Below are 14,073 nucleotides of genomic sequence, written 5' to 3' on the forward strand. Positions count from 1 at the left end.
CTCCACGTCTCGCGCCGGCTAAGGAGCCGCATGCGACGGCTTGCACTCGATCATCTTACAGTTGTTGATGCCGACCCGTTTGAGCTCGCCGTGGTCGCGAGCGGCACGGGCTGCGAAGGCATTTGCCTCTTCATGCAGCCGATGGAGGTGCTGCCGTCCATGCCTGCGTTCGACCTGTACGGTGACAGGACGCAGCGGCGCCGTCTCGGGACTGTGCTCGCGGACCTCGGGGTCGCGCTCGACCTTGCCTACCCGTTCACCCTTTCAGGGCGCACCACGGTGTCCGACTTCGCGCCGGCCATGGAATGCGCTGCCGAACTTGGGACTGGCGCACTCAACGCCCTGATCTACGATCGCGAGCCATCGCGGCGCGCAGAGAATTTCGGCAGCTTTTGTGATCTGGCGAGCCGCTTTTCGCTGAAGGTCGCGGTAGAGTTTTACCCTGTGTCGCAAGTCCGCACGATCAGTGACGCACTCACGCTGGTGCAGGGCATCGGCCGGCCGGAAACGGTTGGGATCAACGTCGACCTGCTGCATCTCATGCGATCGGGCGGATCGGTGGCCGATCTCGCCAGCATTCCGCCGGAGTATATCCGCTACGCCCAGGTCTGCGACGGACCGGCGCTGCGGGCAACGGAGGATTTCGATTTCGAAGCGTCATCGGACCGGCTGCTGCCCGGCGAAGGGAGCTTCGACGTCGAGGGGTTCGTAACGACCCTGCCAACCGAGTGCCCCATCAGCATTGAAGTGCCGCGCAACGCCGACGTCGGGCGCCTGCCGTCTGCGGACCGCGCTTTAGCGGCGGTAGATGCTACTCGCGCAGTTCTAAACTGGGTTTAGCCGACCTGCAGTTCGGCGAGCTCGCTCGCATCCAATCTGACCGACGAGGCCTTCACACTGTCGCGAACCTGCTCCTCGTTTCGGCCGCCGAAAATCGGAATCGTCTGATTCAGCTGCGATGAAATGTACGCCAGCACGACATCGTTGATGCTGATGCCCCGCGCCGAGGCGATAGCGCGGGCCGCCTCATAGCGCTGCGAATTCGCGGGATCGTCGTACCGGGCGGCGATCCCTTCCGGCATCGCGGTCCCGTCGGTGAGCTTGCTGAAGTATCCTCCGCTCTGGGCGCCGTAGGCGATGATCGGCAGGCCGGCGGCGTGCAGTTCCTCGTACTCGCCCTCGTAATAATGGAGGTAACCTTGTTGCGCTGCCGCCGCGACATTAGGCTTGGCCAATCCCCAAAACGTCTGCGATGCGACGAAGGGCGGCTTGCCACTCGACGCGGCATACTCATTGGCCGATGCGATCCGGTCCGCTGACCAGTTGGACGCGGCATAGTGGCGAACGCGGCCGGCGGCCTGATGCGCGGCGAGCGCGTCTATCATCTCGCCAACCGGCACTTGCGGATTGTCGGCGTGCAGGAAGTAGAGGTCGATTGTCTGCAACTGCAGGTGGTCGAGACTTTCCGAAACGTCATTGGCGAGATCGTCGGGTGTGAGGCGCGGCTGCCAATCGCCCTTGCGCATGTCCATCGCGCAGCCCTTTGTGGCGACAACGAAATCGTCACGGTTTTGCGAAGCAAGCCATGTACCGATTGCCCGCTCGCTTGCGCCGGCAGGAGCGTCGGGCACCCAGTCACCATACATCCGTGCGGTGTCGATGAAATTCCCGCCCAGTTCGGCGAAGGTATCGAGAATTGCGTTCGATCCGGCTTGGTCGATCGCCGTGCCCAGCATGTTCGTCCCATAGCAGAATTCGCTGACGGTGAGGTCCGTGTTTTGCAGGACGACTTTCGACAAACTCATAACCCTCTCCGTAAACTGCGTGCCTTGGGCCTACTCACGCCACGCTGCGGCGACAAGGGCTGATTACGCATTCACTTGCCAAAACGGTATTCCGATGCCCAAATTGCGAAAGCAATCGTGGGATCATGCATTGATGATGACGCTACAGGAAATGTCCGACCGGCTGGAGATTCAGGATCTTCTTGCGCATTATTCGTTCGCCATCGATGATCGGGATTGGGACGCGCTCGATGGCATTTTCACGCCCGATGCGCGAATTGACTACACCGCCGCGGGCGGCATCGCCGGATCGCTGGCCGACATCAAGAGGTGGTTGCCGGTAGCGCTGGAACGCTTTCCGACCTTCCAGCACATGGTTGCCACGACCCAGCTCCGACTCGACGGGGATCGTGCGAGCAGCCGGACCATCCTGTTCAATCCGATGGTCCACGAGGATGCCACAGGCACGCGTTCGACGTTTTTCATCGGCCTGTGGTACCGGGATTCGTTCGTACGCACTGTCGGCGGCTGGCGCATCGCGGAGCGCGTCGAGGAAATGGGGTGGGTCAAGGACGCGCCCGACATGCCGCCAGTACCGGACGTCCCGGCCCCCTGAAAAAACGTTACCCTTCCCATCCGATCAGATGGGAGATGTCGCTCCGCTCTTCGGGTTTCAGCCCCGTTCGACCGAGCCAATGCGCCGTGATCTGGGCCGATTGGTCTCGTGGATAGACGATCTCGACCACCCGATCATATTCGGTATGCGCGATTTTCCATGTGCCGTCTTCGCGGCGGTAGCGGTCTCGGTAGATCGCCGTCCCGAAAGTATGGTCATCCCGCGCGAGGCTGATGAACACATCCTCAAGATACCAGATCCCATCTGCGGTATCAGCTCCGGTGAAAGTGATTTCGGGCATGTGCCCGTGGTGCATAGCCAACGCGTCAGATGGGAAGGCGTTAGCCAGGAATAGCAGCATCTCGTCCTTGCCGGCGAACCGGCAGCGGTACGTTCCTCCACGGTAGTCGACCGACACGTCATCGGTGAACAGCGTTTCGAGCAAGTCCCGGTCAGCGGTGTCGATGGCCCTGAAGTAACGATGTTTGAGCGTGCGGATATTTTCGAGATCGGACAACTGCTGCAGTGTGTAAGTCATTGTCAGGCCCCCCTTTCCGCAGCCCAAAGCGCCTCGGCGCGGGCCTTCAGGGCGACGGCGGAATCGTCGAACGCGCGCTTTACCCAAGGGCCAGCGAACCTGAAAACATGAATGCCGTTGCGGCCCAGGAATGCATCGGTCGAAAAATAGCGGCAGCTATCGGCTCCGGTCTGTTCGATCACCTGGTCGCGCCGGGCAGGGTACGGCCAGGCGTCCGAATGCTTCATTTCCCATGAAATCAAGCGCTCAGGCTCGAAGGCGCAGATGTATTCGCAGTTGGGCACCAGCGTGCCCGGAACGGCATAATTTGCGAGCGTCATGTCGACCGGCGCGCCCATCTCCAGAGTCGACTGCGCGCGGACGCAGAACGGGTTCCATTCGTTGTACCGCGGCATGTCGGTGAGCACTTGCCACACCATCCGTGCGGGGGCCTTGACCGATACCGTCTCGCCGACCGTCACCGCTTCGGGGTCGAAGCCTTCGAGCGGGTCTTCGTCCAGCGTCGGGTGGGTTTTCATCCAGTCGAGTACCATGATGTTCTCCTAGATCGCGACCCAGTCGCCGCCGTTGACGTCGAGAGCGGCGCCGGTCACTTCCGATGCATAGTCCGACAGCAGGAAGTAAACTGCTTTGGCGCAGGCAGCGTCGGGCGGAATATGGCCCACCGGGATCTCCGAAGCGCGCTGTTTCTCGAACGCGCCGTTATCCGCAAGCGAATCGAAAAACTGCCGCAGCGGCGCGCCTTCCATCCAGCCCATCAGCGCGGTGTTAACGCGGATCCCGCTCCCGCCGAGTTCGACCGCGAGTTGCCGTGAGCACTGATTGAGCGCGGCCTTGGCCATCGCATACCCGCCTTCCGCCGGCATCGGCTTGCGGGTCGCAAGCGTCGAGACGTTGACGATCGATCCGCTGGCTTGGCTGCGCATCGACGGGATGACAGCCTGCGCCATGCGCACAGCGCCCACCGCGATCACGTCCAACGCCATCAGTAGCTGATCGATTCCGTGGCTTTCGAGTGGAAGCCAGTCGGGGTGATAGTATGCCGAATTGACGAGGCCGTCGATCCGCCCCCATTGATCCAAGGCTGCTTTCGCCAAGGCATGGCATTGGTCGGTCTGGGATACGTCGCAAGGCACGGCGATCGCTTCCCCCCCGTCGGACACGATGTCGGACGCGATCGCCTCGATCGCCTCGCGCGATCGGGCCGAGACGACGACTTTCGCCCCTTCGCGAGCCGCACCGCGACACATTGCCTGGCCCATGCCGGGGCCAGCTCCGGTGATGATCACGACTTTGTCTTTCAGGATCATTGCGCTTCCTCTCCTGCGGCTAGGTTATCCGTCAGCCGCTTTCTTCCCGGCCCGGCGCCCGAAGAAGGTGCAGTCGGCCAGGCTCATGCCCGAGCTGTACCCATGCCCCCAGGCCGGCAGGCCGCTCGTGCATCGTCCGGCCGCGTAGAGCCCTCGAACGGGCCGATCCGACCGGTCCAGTACTTCACCATCGATGGAGGTTCTGAGCCCGCCCAGCGTGAAGAAGCTGAAGTAGCTGGTCTGAAAGTTGAGCTCGAGCGCAACGAAGGGCGCCCGGTCGAGGGGGGTGAGGATCGGCGCTTGCTTGCCGAACAACGGGTCGTTTCCTTCGGTGGCATGACGATTGTAGAACGCCATCGTCGCCGACAGTGTCCCTTCGGGCATTTCGAGTTCGCTCTCGACTTCGTCCCAGGTCGCTCCGGTACCCGCGATCGTGATCCCCGCCATATCGAGCGGCTGGCTGAAGTGCGCACTGTCCAGCAGCAGGAAAACCTTGCCTCCTGGTTGGTCGAGTGCGCAACGGCTCACCCGGCCGTGGTAGCAATCCTCGTTGATGAAGCGCTGTCCGGCGACATTGACGAACACGCCGTTGGCGTGCGGCTCGGGCATCGTCCAAGGACAGGTGGTGAAGTACTGTTCCATATGGATAGCCTCGCCACCTGCGCCGACCCCGAGATTGATGCCGGTACCATCATCCTGATCGCCGATCGGTGAGTTGATGCGAAAGGTTTCGGGGCAGTACTTTCGGCGCATCGCCTCGTTCATGACGAAGCCGCCGGTGGCCAGTACGACGCCCTTGCTCGCGCGAACAAAGCGGTCCCTATTGTCGATGCGCACGACCAAGCCGACAATGCGAATGCCGTCTTGCACCAGGGCGACAGCGCGGGCGTCCACGATCACCTCAACTCCGCGCGCGCGGGCGGCGCGCTCGAGAATGTCGACCAGCGGCCGGCCGCCGCCCCACCCGGAATGCTGGATGACGTGGCCCCGGGGGGCGGGGACGGCGAGTTCGCAAAATGGAGCGGCCGCTTCACTGCCCGACCAGATCAATGTGGAATCGTCGGTCGGCTCGATGTGTTTCCCGGGCAAATAGTTGCCGCGATAGGGAACCCCCTGGGCCTTGAGCCAGGCGTAGTGATCGAGCGCCTCGCGCGCGTAGAGGTCGCACTTGGCATCATCCACGCAGGGGCCTCCCGCAGCCTTTAGGTATGCCGCGAAGTCCTCGGTGGTGTCAGTGAACCCCGCTGCGCGCTGCGCGTCCGTTCCGCCGCCGCCACCGATGTAGATTTCACCGCCCGACAGGCCTGACGCGCCGCCGCTCCCCGAATTCCGCTCGAACAGCATGACGGCAGCGCCGCCGTCCGCCGCTTCGATAGCAGCACAGGCGCCGGCAGCCCCGAAGCCCACGACTGCGACATCGGTTTCGTAGTCCCACCTCTCGACTGCGGTGGCGGGAAAGGGCCGATGAAGCGAGACCTCGGTCACCGCGTCAGCCTTCGCGCGCCTTGACCATGTCCAGCGCGACGTCGACGATCATGTCTTCCTGACCGCCGACCATCTTGCGGCGGCCGAGCTCGACGAGAATTTCGCGGGTGTCGAGGCCATAGTCCTGCGCGGCCTTTTCAGCATGGCGCAGGAAGCTCGAGTAAACCCCCGCGTATCCGAGGGCGAGCGTCTCGCGGTCGACCCGGACGGGGCGGTCCTGGAGGGGACGGACGAGATCCTCGGCCGCGTCCATTAGCGCCATCACGTCGCAGCCGTGATTCCACCCCTTGCGGTCGGCGGCGGCGGCAAACACTTCGAGCGGGGCATTGCCGGCACCCGCGCCCATTCCGGCGAGGCTCGCATCGATCCGCACCGCCCCTTCCTGTGCGGCGACCAGCGAATTTGCTACGCCGAGCGATAGGTTGTGATGCGCGTGCATCCCGCGCTGGGTCTCGGACTTGAGAACCCGGTCGTAAGCGCGCAGGCGATCCCGCACGCCGTCCATGTCGAGGGCTCCTCCGCTGTCGGTCACGTAAATGCACTGCGCGCCGTAGCTCTCCATCAGCGCCGCCTGCTGCGCGAGCGCCTCGGCGTCGATCATGTGGCTCATCATCAGGAAGCCGGCGACATCCATGCCCAAATCGCGCGCGATGCCGATGTGCTGCTTGCTGACGTCGGCCTCGGTACAATGGGTCGCGACTCGCACCGAACGCACGCCGAGGTCGTAGGCGCGCCGCAGCTCTTCCACCGTTCCCACCCCGGGCAGGATGAGCGTCGTCAGAATGCTGTTCTTGAGGACATCGGCGACGGCTTCCAGCCATTCCCAATCGGTGTGCGCACCGAACCCGTAATTGAAGCTCATGCCCGACAGGCCATCGCCATGCGCGACCTCGATCGCGTCAACGCCCGCCTCGTCGAGCGCGGCCGCGATCGCGCGAACCTGATCCACGCCGTACATGTGACGAATTGCATGCATACCGTCACGCAGTGTGACGTCCTGGATGTAGAGCTTGTCCCCGCGCTCGACGTCGAATTTCGCGCTCATGCCGCGATCCTCTCGGCAATCAGTTCACCGGTGGCCTTTGCCGCCGCGGTCATGATGTCGAGATTGCCCGAGTAACTGGGCAGGTAATCACCCGCACCTTCCACCTCCAGCAGGACCATCGTCTTGACGCCCGTGAACTCGCCGATGCCGGGGATTCGGAGCGGATTGTTGTCGCCGAACCTCTCGAACTGGACTTCCTGCTTGAGCCGATATCCCGGCACATAGCGTTGCACCTTCGCGACCATGGCCTCGACCGAAGATCGAATGGCGTCCTCATCTGCACCCTCAGAGAGCGTGAAAACCGTATCGCGCATGATCATCGGCGGCTCGGCGGGGTTGAGGATGATGATCGCCTTGCCGTGCGCCGCGCCGCCGACCGCCTCGATCGCGCGGGCAGTGGTGCGGGTGAATTCGTCGATGTTGGCGCGGGTGCCCGGACCGGCTGAACGGGATGACACCGACGCGACGATCTCCGCATAATGGACTTTGGCGACCTGGCTTACCGCGGCGACCATCGGAATCGTCGCCTGGCCGCCGCAAGTCACCATGTTGACGTTGGGGCGGTCCAAATTAGCATCCATGTTGACCGGAGGAACGGTGAACGGACCGATCGCGGCAGGGGTCAGGTCGATCACGCGAATCCCGTCGGCCTGCAACGCCGCGTCATGCAGCTTGTGGGCGTATGCGCTGGTCGCATCGAACACGATCCGGATGTCCTTGTAGCAATCCAGCTTGCGCAGCCCCTCGATGCCTTCGTGGGTAGTCGCGACGCCGCGCTCGCGCGCCATCGCCAGTCCTTCGCTGGCCGGATCGATCCCGACGACTGCGACCAGTTCCATGTTCTGGGGATACTTCAGCATCTTGATCATCAGATCGGTGCCGATGTTGCCCGACCCGATGATCGCGGCTTTGACTCGTGACATTCGATTTCCTCAAACGAAGCGGGCGGTGCAGTTCCCCACGCCATGAAGTTCCATCTCGAACACGTCACCGGCGACCGCATTCTCGAGCGGCACCAGTGAACCCGACAGGATGATGTCCCCGGCGTCGAGCGTAACGCCATAGGCCCCGAGCGTGTTGGCGAGCCATGCGACTGCCATCGCGGGATCGCCCTGGACGGCGGAGCCATATCCTTCCGAAAGGGGCTTGCCATTCTTGGTCACCGTGACCCTGAGGGCCGGCAAGTCGACCGAGCGCGGGTCCACTCGTGCATCGCCGACCACGAATACTCCGCAGCTGGCGTTGTCGGCCACCGTCTCGACGATGCCAATCTTCCAGTCGGTGATTCTGCTGTCGACGATCTCGAAGCACGGTGCGATGGCTTCGGTTGCGGCGATCACTGCTTCTGGCGTTACCCCCGGCCCCTTGAGGCCGTCACGCAGAATGAAGGCGATCTCGGCCTCGGCGCGCGGCGCAATGAGGTTTTTCTCCTCGACATCGATGTCGCCCGAGACGTGCATCCAGTCGGTGAGAAATCCGAAGTCCGGCTGGTGAACGCCAAGCATGTCCTGAACGGCCTTGCTGGTGACCCCAATTTTCTTCCCAACGACCTTCTCACCCTCGGCACGCCTCCGCGCCAGGAAATCAAGGCTGATCGCATAGGCATCGTCAACGGTCAGCGACGGATTGCGCTCGATGAGCGGTGGAACCGTTCGACCTTCGCGAAGCGCGGCGAACAGTTCGCCGCCATGCTTCTCAGCGATGCTCATCAAGGAACTCGATTGCGTAACGATTGAATTCGCTCGCGCGCTCTACCTGTACCCAGTGCCCCACGCCGCTGAAGATCATGCAGCGCACGTCGGGGCAATTTTCGAAAAACGTGTCGATGCCGCTGAGCGGCATGAACTTCTCGTTGCGTCCCCAGAATAGCAGGATGGGCATCGTCAAGCCGGGAAGGTGCTGGCGCACGTCGTGCGTGCGCATGCGGCCGATGACGTCCTTGGATTGCGTCCGCGCCACTGCGTATCGTTCGGCCACCAGCTCGTCGGTAACATGCACCGGATCGTGGACCAGGCTCTCGATCAATCGGCGCTGGTCTGCCGGGCCGAAGTCGGGGCTGCCAAAGCTTGAACGCATGTTGGCGATGCCCGGCATCGCGAAATAGACGTCAAGATCCTCGATGCAGCCCGGCGCCATCAGTACGAGGTTCGCGACCATTTCAGGATGGTCCGCGGTCATCTGGATGGCAATGCCGCCCCCCAGCGAGTTTCCGACCAGCGTGGCTCGCTCGATCCCGTGCTGGCGTAGCGCGTCGTACACCGTGTCCGTGAACAATGTCAGGGTGTAGTCGATGCCTTCGGGTTTCGACGACGCCCCGTAGCCGACCAGATCGGGCAAAACGACCCGGTAGCCCGCAGATATGAAGGCATCGATATTCGCCCGGAAATTAGACACTCCCGAAGCCCCGGGGCCGCTGCCGTGCAGGAACACGATGGCCGGCCCCGAGCCGGCTTCCCGCACCATGATTTCGTAACCGCCCTCGACCGAATAGGTCGCTTCCCTGAAGTCTGCCATGTGCGCCGGCCTTCTTAGACGAAAGTGAACGTGGGCGCCTGGCCGAGTTGGGTCCCGACCACGTCCAGCGTTCGGTTATTCGGATCGTTGGCCACGTGCGCGCGCGCCGCGTTGATATCGAGCCAGGGCTGGATGATTTCGCTGGTTTCGTAGATCGCGCGACCGCCCAGAAGCTGAACCATATCGTCGACGAGGGCCGCACAGCGGCGCGCTACGGTCGAAGAGTTGTACGCAAACAGTGCGCGCTTTTCCATCGGCACCGTCTCGCCGCGCTCCGCAGTATCCATCAAGTCATCGAACGTCGTCCTGAGGGTCAACTCCATCTCGAGCAACTGGGAGTGAGCCCTGGCAATCGCGGCATGCAGGATCGGATCGGCTTTCGATGCCTTGCCCGTGTTGGTGGAGATGCGGCTCTCCATGATCTTCATCGCCGCATTGATGGCCGCCCGAGTACCGCCGAGGCATGCGGTCGAAACCGAACGGACGAACACCTGTGCCCACGGCAGTGAGTAGAGCGCGCTGTCATTCTCGGCCTGGCCGGGATTCTGGCACAGGAAGCCGTCGCTTGCCTTGTGCGTACGGTATTCGGGCACGAACACGTCATCGACGATAATGTCATGGCTGCCGGTGCCCTTGAGCCCGAACACATGCCAGTTGTCTCGGTCGATGGTGTAGTCCGACCGCGGAAGCAGGAACGTGCGCATGTCGAACGGGTCGCCCTGATTGGCGGGGGGCACGACAGCTCCCAGCAGGACCCAATCGCAATGCACCGAGCCGGTCGAGAACCCCCAATGACCCGAGAGCCGGAACCCGCCGTCGACCCGCGTCACCTTGCCAACCGGCTGATAGGTCGAGGACACCAGTGTGGACTGGCTTTCGCCCCACACTTCCTGCTGAGCGCGATCATCAAATAGAGCGAGCTCATACGGATGACAGCCGAGCACGCCATACATCCAGCCGGTCGACATGCACCCTTCGGCAAGCAGCTTCTGCACGTCGAAGAAGACATTCGGGTGCATCTCATAGCCGCCGAAGCGCTTAGGCTGGAGTATGCGAAAAAATCCCGCCGCCTGCATGTCGGAGATCGTTTCGGCCGGCACGTCGCGGTCCGCGATGCACTGGCGCGCACGCTTCTTTAGCGCCGGAATCATGGCGCGCGCGCGTTCGATGAGTTGCTCGCCCGAAGGAGCTTCGGTCGAAGAGGGCTTCATTTCGGCAACGCTCGCCATTCCCTGCATTCCTTCCCACAAGGTCGTCTCGTAACGGGCTGACCCGCCTCATTCGTAGAAATCTCTGCCATTGAATACGCAAATCGTCAATTGAAAAGCGGTTTCACTTTCGATACTGTGCGATTTCGGGTGCGGAATGACCGCGCCGGGTTGAGATTACGGGTTGGAGGATTTTTGACAGGCGTTCCAGACAGTCTGGCGGGCAAAGCCGCGGTCGTGACCGGTGGTACGCGTGGCCTCGGCCGCGCGATCGCCGCTGCGCTTGCTGGCGCAGGTTGCAAGGTACTTGTCTGCGCGCGGTCGGAGCCAGCCGATCCCGACTCGCGCATCAGTTACATGCAGGCCGACATCCGCGAACCCGATGGCGCCCGCGCGGTCGTCGAGCGCTGCGTGTCTAACTTCGGCTCGCTCGATATCCTGGTGAACAACGCCGGCGGCTCTCCGCAGGCTGAGGCCGCCGTCGCGAGCCCGCGCTTCTTCGATGCCATCGTGAAGCTCAATCTTGGCGCCCCGATGTACATGATGCAGGCGGCCCACGCTTCCCTGAAGGCAGCCGGCGGCGGCTCGATCGTGAACATCGCCAGCGTTTCGGCCATAAGGCCTTCGCCGGGCACCGCAGCCTATGGAGCGGCGAAGGCCGGACTGCTGAATTTGACCCAGAGCCTGGCTCAGGAATGGGGTCCTGACGGCATTCGCGTCAACGCGCTGATTGCCGGGTTGATGGCGACCGAGACGGCCGACCAGACTTACGGCGACTCTAGCGCTCAATCTAAAGTGGCGGCCTCCATTCCGATGGGGCGGATGGGTACCGGCGACGATCTAGCGGAAGCGGTCTTGTGGTTGGCTTCGGACCGATCCCGCTGGGTGAGCGGAGCTCGCATCAACATCGACGGCGGCGGTGAGCGGCCGTTTTTCCTCGAACTGCTGAAGGAAGACTGACCTGATGGGGGTTCAAGCACTCGGTTACGTGATCATCGATAGTCCGGATCCCGCGGCTTGGGACGCATTCCTTGTCGATGTCGTTGGCTTGATGCGGAGTGAAGGAGAGGGTGAGGGCGTCTACTATGCCCTCGATCGCCGCCGGTTCCGATTCTGGGTTCGGCCAGCGGCCGCGGAGCGAGTGACCGCCGCTTACCAAGTGGAAAGCCCTGCGGATTTCGAACGCCTGCAAGGGGTGGCGCAGGAGGCAGGCCGCCCTGTCGAGATCGGGCGTCAGGGCGATGCGCAGGCGCGAGACGTTGACGCTTTATTCGGAACGACCGACCCGTCAGGCAACCGGCTCGAATTCTTCGTCGGCGACTCCGCCCCTGACGTCGATTTTGTTTCGCCGGCCGGCGTCAGCGAATTCATAACCGGCGACATGGGCATGGGCCATGCCGTGTTTGCCGCTCCGCCGCCGGGGTTCAATGCGACCCACGAGTTCTACCTCGCCCTGGGCTTTCGCAACACCGACTTTCCCCATTTCAAGTTTTCCGACGATCCCGAGGATCCGGGCATGCGCTTCGCCTTCATGCACGCGGCAAACGGACGGCACCATTCGCTGGCGATCGGGGAAATGCCCGGACCGCCGGCGGGGTGCGTCCACCTGATGCTCGAGATGAAGACAATGGTTGATGTCGGGCGGTGCCACGACCGCATGCGCGCCGCGGGTATTCCGGAAAGCGCGACGATCGGACGCCACGTGAACGACCAGACTTTCGGCTTCTACATGCAGACCCCAGGCGGTTACGATTTGGAGATCGGCTGCGATCCCCTGGTGATCGATCCTGCGACGTGGGTGCCGACCGCACACCTGCAACCCAGCGAATGGGGACACGAGTGGGCGTGGCAAAAAGCCCAGCGCGAAGCGGCAAAGGAGACAGCCCGGTGACGCTCGACAAGAGGATGACCGCGGCCGACGTGGTCTCGCAGCTACACGATGGGATGACCATCGGGATCGGCGGCTGGGCGACACGCCGCAAGCCCATGGCGCTGATCCGCGAGATCCTGCGCTCTGATCTCAAGGACCTGACGATCGCCTCCTATGGAGGGCCCGACGTGGGCATGCTATGCGCGGCCGGCAAGGTGAAGAAGCTGATCTTCGCCTTCGTTAGCCTCGACCAGTTTCCCCTCGAGCCGCATTTCCGCATTGCTCGTCAGACTGGTTCGATCGAGGTGGCCGAGCTCGACGAGGGGATGTTCCACTGGATGCTGCGCGCCGCTGCGATGCAGTTACCCTTCCTGCCGACCCGCATCGGGATCGGCACCGACATCATCCGCCAGAAGGGCATCGAATTCAAAACCGTGACCAGCCCATACGCGGACGCCGAGGAGTTGATCGCGGCGCCAGCGCTCTCGCTCGACGCGGCCCTCATCCACACTCATCGCAGCGACGAAAAGGGAAATGTGCTGACCATCTCGCCTGATCCTTTCTTTGATGAATTGTTCTGCCGGGCCGCCGACAAGGTCTACGCCAGTACCGAACGGTTGGTGAGCACCGCAGATCTGGACATGGAGGGCAGCGCCCGCTTCGCGCTGGTCGAGCGTGCGCGCATCACCGGTATCGTGGAAGCTCCGTATGGAGCGCACCCGACCAGCGCCAATCCGGACTATCACCTCGACCTGGGACATTTGAAAACCTACGTCGCCAGCGCGGATTCTCCCGAAGCGTGGGGCGAATACACGAAGCGCTTCGTCGACATCGGGGAGGGTGCCTACCTCGACGCGGTCGGCGGCGCCGACGCGCTGCGTGCTCTTCCCAAGCCGGTCTATTGAGGAGCAGCGTTATGACCGATACCGAATTCTCCCTTGCCGAACTGGTCATTACCGCGTGCGCCGAAGCCTGGCGCAACGACGGCGAGATCATGGCCACCGGCATCGGTCCGCTCCCGCGCCTCGGCACAGCACTCGCCAAGAAGACCTTCAATCCGGCCCTTCAGACGACAGACGGCGAACTGTGGTATGGCGATGACCCGGTACCGCCCGGTGGCCGCGTCGGGATCATCGAAGGAGTCGGGAACTACGCGCGCGTGTTCGACGCGCTGTGGGGCGGCCGGCGTCACGCCATGGTCGGCCCGGTTCAACTCGACCGTTTTGGCCAGGCCAATATCAGCGTCATCGGCAGTCATGAGCATCCAAAGGTCGCGATGCTCGGCGCGCGCGGATTTCCCGGCAATTCAGTCTATCACCCGAATAGTTTCTTCATGCCGAGCCACAACGCGCGCGCGTTCGTGCCTGATGAAGTCGATTTCGTATGCATGGCGGGATACAATCCCGACCGGTATCTGAATGGCAAACCGCCCAAGGGGCTCGACCTACGGATCATCGTCAGCAACCTGGCGGTGATGGACTTCGGCGGCGCCGATCACGCCATTCGAGTGGTATCGCTGCATCCGGGCGTGTCGTTCGAGGAAGTCCAGGACAACACCGGCTTTGAGCTCGGCAAGATCGGCAACGAAATTCCCGAAACGCCGGCGCCGAGCGCTTCCCAGCTCACCCTGATCGCACAGCTCGATCCGCACAACGTGCGCTCGAAGGCGTTCAAGGACAATCCACCCGGAAGGAAGGGCTAAC

At 62.8% G+C, this 14,073-nt stretch carries 16 protein-coding genes; 6 read left to right on the forward strand and 10 right to left on the reverse strand.

The annotated features are described in order from the left end of the window. The first annotated feature begins 30 nt into the window (after positions 1-30). Positions 31-840: a sugar phosphate isomerase/epimerase gene (locus E0504_RS18205; RefSeq protein ID WP_131625165.1), complete on the forward strand. Its 810-nt coding sequence runs from the start codon at positions 31-33 to the stop codon at positions 838-840. On the opposite strand, the gene E0504_RS18210 is transcribed toward E0504_RS18205, so the two are convergent. Beyond that, positions 837-1,805 carry an aldo/keto reductase gene (locus tag E0504_RS18210; protein ID WP_131625166.1) on the reverse strand — a complete coding sequence of 323 codons (969 nt, stop codon included), beginning with the start codon at positions 1,803-1,805 and terminating at the stop codon, positions 837-839. The two genes, E0504_RS18205 and E0504_RS18210, sit on opposite strands and share 4 nt — an antisense overlap. A gap of 133 nt (positions 1,806-1,938) precedes the next feature. Between E0504_RS18210 and E0504_RS18215 the strand changes: the two genes are divergently transcribed. Further along, complete coding sequence (locus tag E0504_RS18215) at positions 1,939-2,400, forward strand: nuclear transport factor 2 family protein (RefSeq protein WP_131625167.1); 462 nt, start codon at positions 1,939-1,941, stop codon at positions 2,398-2,400. 7 nt (positions 2,401-2,407) lie between these two features. Here E0504_RS18215 and E0504_RS18220 read toward each other — a convergent pair whose 3' ends face one another. From E0504_RS18220 to E0504_RS18260, 9 genes are read right to left on the reverse strand one after another with little or no spacing between them, the layout of a single operon-like run. Then, positions 2,408-2,938, reverse strand: a complete 531-nt coding sequence (locus tag E0504_RS18220; protein ID WP_131625168.1) for a nuclear transport factor 2 family protein — start codon at positions 2,936-2,938, stop codon at positions 2,408-2,410. 2 nt (positions 2,939-2,940) lie between these two features. Continuing rightward, positions 2,941-3,471: an SRPBCC domain-containing protein gene (locus E0504_RS18225; protein WP_131625169.1), complete on the reverse strand. Its 531-nt coding sequence runs from the start codon at positions 3,469-3,471 to the stop codon at positions 2,941-2,943. Positions 3,472-3,480: 9 nt separating this feature from the next. Then, complete coding sequence (locus E0504_RS18230) at positions 3,481-4,248, reverse strand: SDR family oxidoreductase (protein ID WP_131625170.1); 768 nt, start codon at positions 4,246-4,248, stop codon at positions 3,481-3,483. 24 nt (positions 4,249-4,272) lie between these two features. Beyond that, complete coding sequence (locus tag E0504_RS18235) at positions 4,273-5,733, reverse strand: FAD-dependent oxidoreductase (RefSeq protein WP_131625171.1); 1,461 nt, start codon at positions 5,731-5,733, stop codon at positions 4,273-4,275. A 4-nt stretch (positions 5,734-5,737) separates the two neighbouring features. After that, positions 5,738-6,778: a 4-hydroxy-2-oxovalerate aldolase gene (dmpG, locus tag E0504_RS18240; RefSeq protein ID WP_131625172.1), complete on the reverse strand. Its 1,041-nt coding sequence runs from the start codon at positions 6,776-6,778 to the stop codon at positions 5,738-5,740. Next, positions 6,775-7,701, reverse strand: a complete 927-nt coding sequence (locus tag E0504_RS18245) for an acetaldehyde dehydrogenase (acetylating) (protein WP_131625173.1) — start codon at positions 7,699-7,701, stop codon at positions 6,775-6,777. The genes dmpG and E0504_RS18245 overlap by 4 nt, the downstream gene beginning before the upstream one ends. Positions 7,702-7,710: 9 nt before the next feature. After that, the gene (locus E0504_RS18250; RefSeq protein WP_131625174.1) at positions 7,711-8,487 is read right to left on the reverse strand and encodes a fumarylacetoacetate hydrolase family protein; all 777 of its coding nucleotides are present in this window, start codon (positions 8,485-8,487) and stop codon (positions 7,711-7,713) included. Next, on the reverse strand, positions 8,474-9,292 hold the full coding sequence (locus E0504_RS18255; protein ID WP_131625175.1) for an alpha/beta fold hydrolase: 819 nt from the start codon (positions 9,290-9,292) through the stop codon (positions 8,474-8,476). Before E0504_RS18255 ends, E0504_RS18250 begins: the two co-directional genes overlap by 14 nt. 14 nt (positions 9,293-9,306) lie before the next feature. After that, positions 9,307-10,521 carry a flavin-dependent monooxygenase gene (locus E0504_RS18260; RefSeq protein WP_207974449.1) on the reverse strand — a complete coding sequence of 405 codons (1,215 nt, stop codon included), beginning with the start codon at positions 10,519-10,521 and terminating at the stop codon, positions 9,307-9,309. A gap of 174 nt (positions 10,522-10,695) precedes the next feature. Between E0504_RS18260 and E0504_RS18265 the strand changes: the two genes are divergently transcribed. Genes E0504_RS18265 through E0504_RS18280 form a run of 4 tightly spaced genes read left to right on the forward strand, consistent with a single transcriptional unit; the run spans position 10,696 to position 14,072 of the window. Next, on the forward strand, positions 10,696-11,460 hold the full coding sequence (locus E0504_RS18265; RefSeq protein ID WP_131625176.1) for an SDR family oxidoreductase: 765 nt from the start codon (positions 10,696-10,698) through the stop codon (positions 11,458-11,460). Positions 11,461-11,464: 4 nt separating this feature from the next. Next, on the forward strand, positions 11,465-12,391 hold the full coding sequence (locus E0504_RS18270; protein ID WP_131625177.1) for a VOC family protein: 927 nt from the start codon (positions 11,465-11,467) through the stop codon (positions 12,389-12,391). Positions 12,392-12,405: 14 nt separating this feature from the next. Then, the gene (locus E0504_RS18275; RefSeq protein ID WP_207974566.1) at positions 12,406-13,275 is read left to right on the forward strand and encodes a CoA transferase subunit A; all 870 of its coding nucleotides are present in this window, start codon (positions 12,406-12,408) and stop codon (positions 13,273-13,275) included. 11 nt (positions 13,276-13,286) lie between these two features. After that, positions 13,287-14,072 carry a CoA-transferase subunit beta gene (locus E0504_RS18280; RefSeq protein WP_131625178.1) on the forward strand — a complete coding sequence of 262 codons (786 nt, stop codon included), beginning with the start codon at positions 13,287-13,289 and terminating at the stop codon, positions 14,070-14,072. Position 14,073 lies beyond the last annotated feature (1 nt).

The organism is Parafrankia sp. BMG5.11 (assembly GCF_004337455.1).

What these genes read in the sequence shown, in the direction of transcription:
- E0504_RS18205 (WP_131625165.1), top strand. Translation starts at nt 31, where the DNA reads ATGCGACGGCTTGCACTCGATCATCTTACAGTTGTTGATGCCGACCCG.
- E0504_RS18210 (WP_131625166.1), bottom strand. Translation starts at nt 1,805, where the DNA reads ATGAGTTTGTCGAAAGTCGTCCTGCAAAACACGGACCTCACCGTCAGC.
- E0504_RS18215 (WP_131625167.1), top strand. Translation starts at nt 1,939, where the DNA reads ATGATGACGCTACAGGAAATGTCCGACCGGCTGGAGATTCAGGATCTT.
- E0504_RS18220 (WP_131625168.1), bottom strand. Translation starts at nt 2,938, where the DNA reads ATGACTTACACACTGCAGCAGTTGTCCGATCTCGAAAATATCCGCACG.
- E0504_RS18225 (WP_131625169.1), bottom strand. Translation starts at nt 3,471, where the DNA reads ATGGTACTCGACTGGATGAAAACCCACCCGACGCTGGACGAAGACCCG.
- E0504_RS18230 (WP_131625170.1), bottom strand. Translation starts at nt 4,248, where the DNA reads ATGATCCTGAAAGACAAAGTCGTGATCATCACCGGAGCTGGCCCCGGC.
- dmpG (WP_131625172.1), bottom strand. Translation starts at nt 6,778, where the DNA reads ATGAGCGCGAAATTCGACGTCGAGCGCGGGGACAAGCTCTACATCCAG.
- E0504_RS18245 (WP_131625173.1), bottom strand. Translation starts at nt 7,701, where the DNA reads ATGTCACGAGTCAAAGCCGCGATCATCGGGTCGGGCAACATCGGCACC.
- E0504_RS18250 (WP_131625174.1), bottom strand. Translation starts at nt 8,487, where the DNA reads ATGAGCATCGCTGAGAAGCATGGCGGCGAACTGTTCGCCGCGCTTCGC.
- E0504_RS18255 (WP_131625175.1), bottom strand. Translation starts at nt 9,292, where the DNA reads ATGGCAGACTTCAGGGAAGCGACCTATTCGGTCGAGGGCGGTTACGAA.
- E0504_RS18260 (WP_207974449.1), bottom strand. Translation starts at nt 10,521, where the DNA reads ATGGCGAGCGTTGCCGAAATGAAGCCCTCTTCGACCGAAGCTCCTTCG.
- E0504_RS18270 (WP_131625177.1), top strand. Translation starts at nt 11,465, where the DNA reads ATGGGGGTTCAAGCACTCGGTTACGTGATCATCGATAGTCCGGATCCC.
- E0504_RS18275 (WP_207974566.1), top strand. Translation starts at nt 12,406, where the DNA reads ATGACCGCGGCCGACGTGGTCTCGCAGCTACACGATGGGATGACCATC.
- E0504_RS18280 (WP_131625178.1), top strand. Translation starts at nt 13,287, where the DNA reads ATGACCGATACCGAATTCTCCCTTGCCGAACTGGTCATTACCGCGTGC.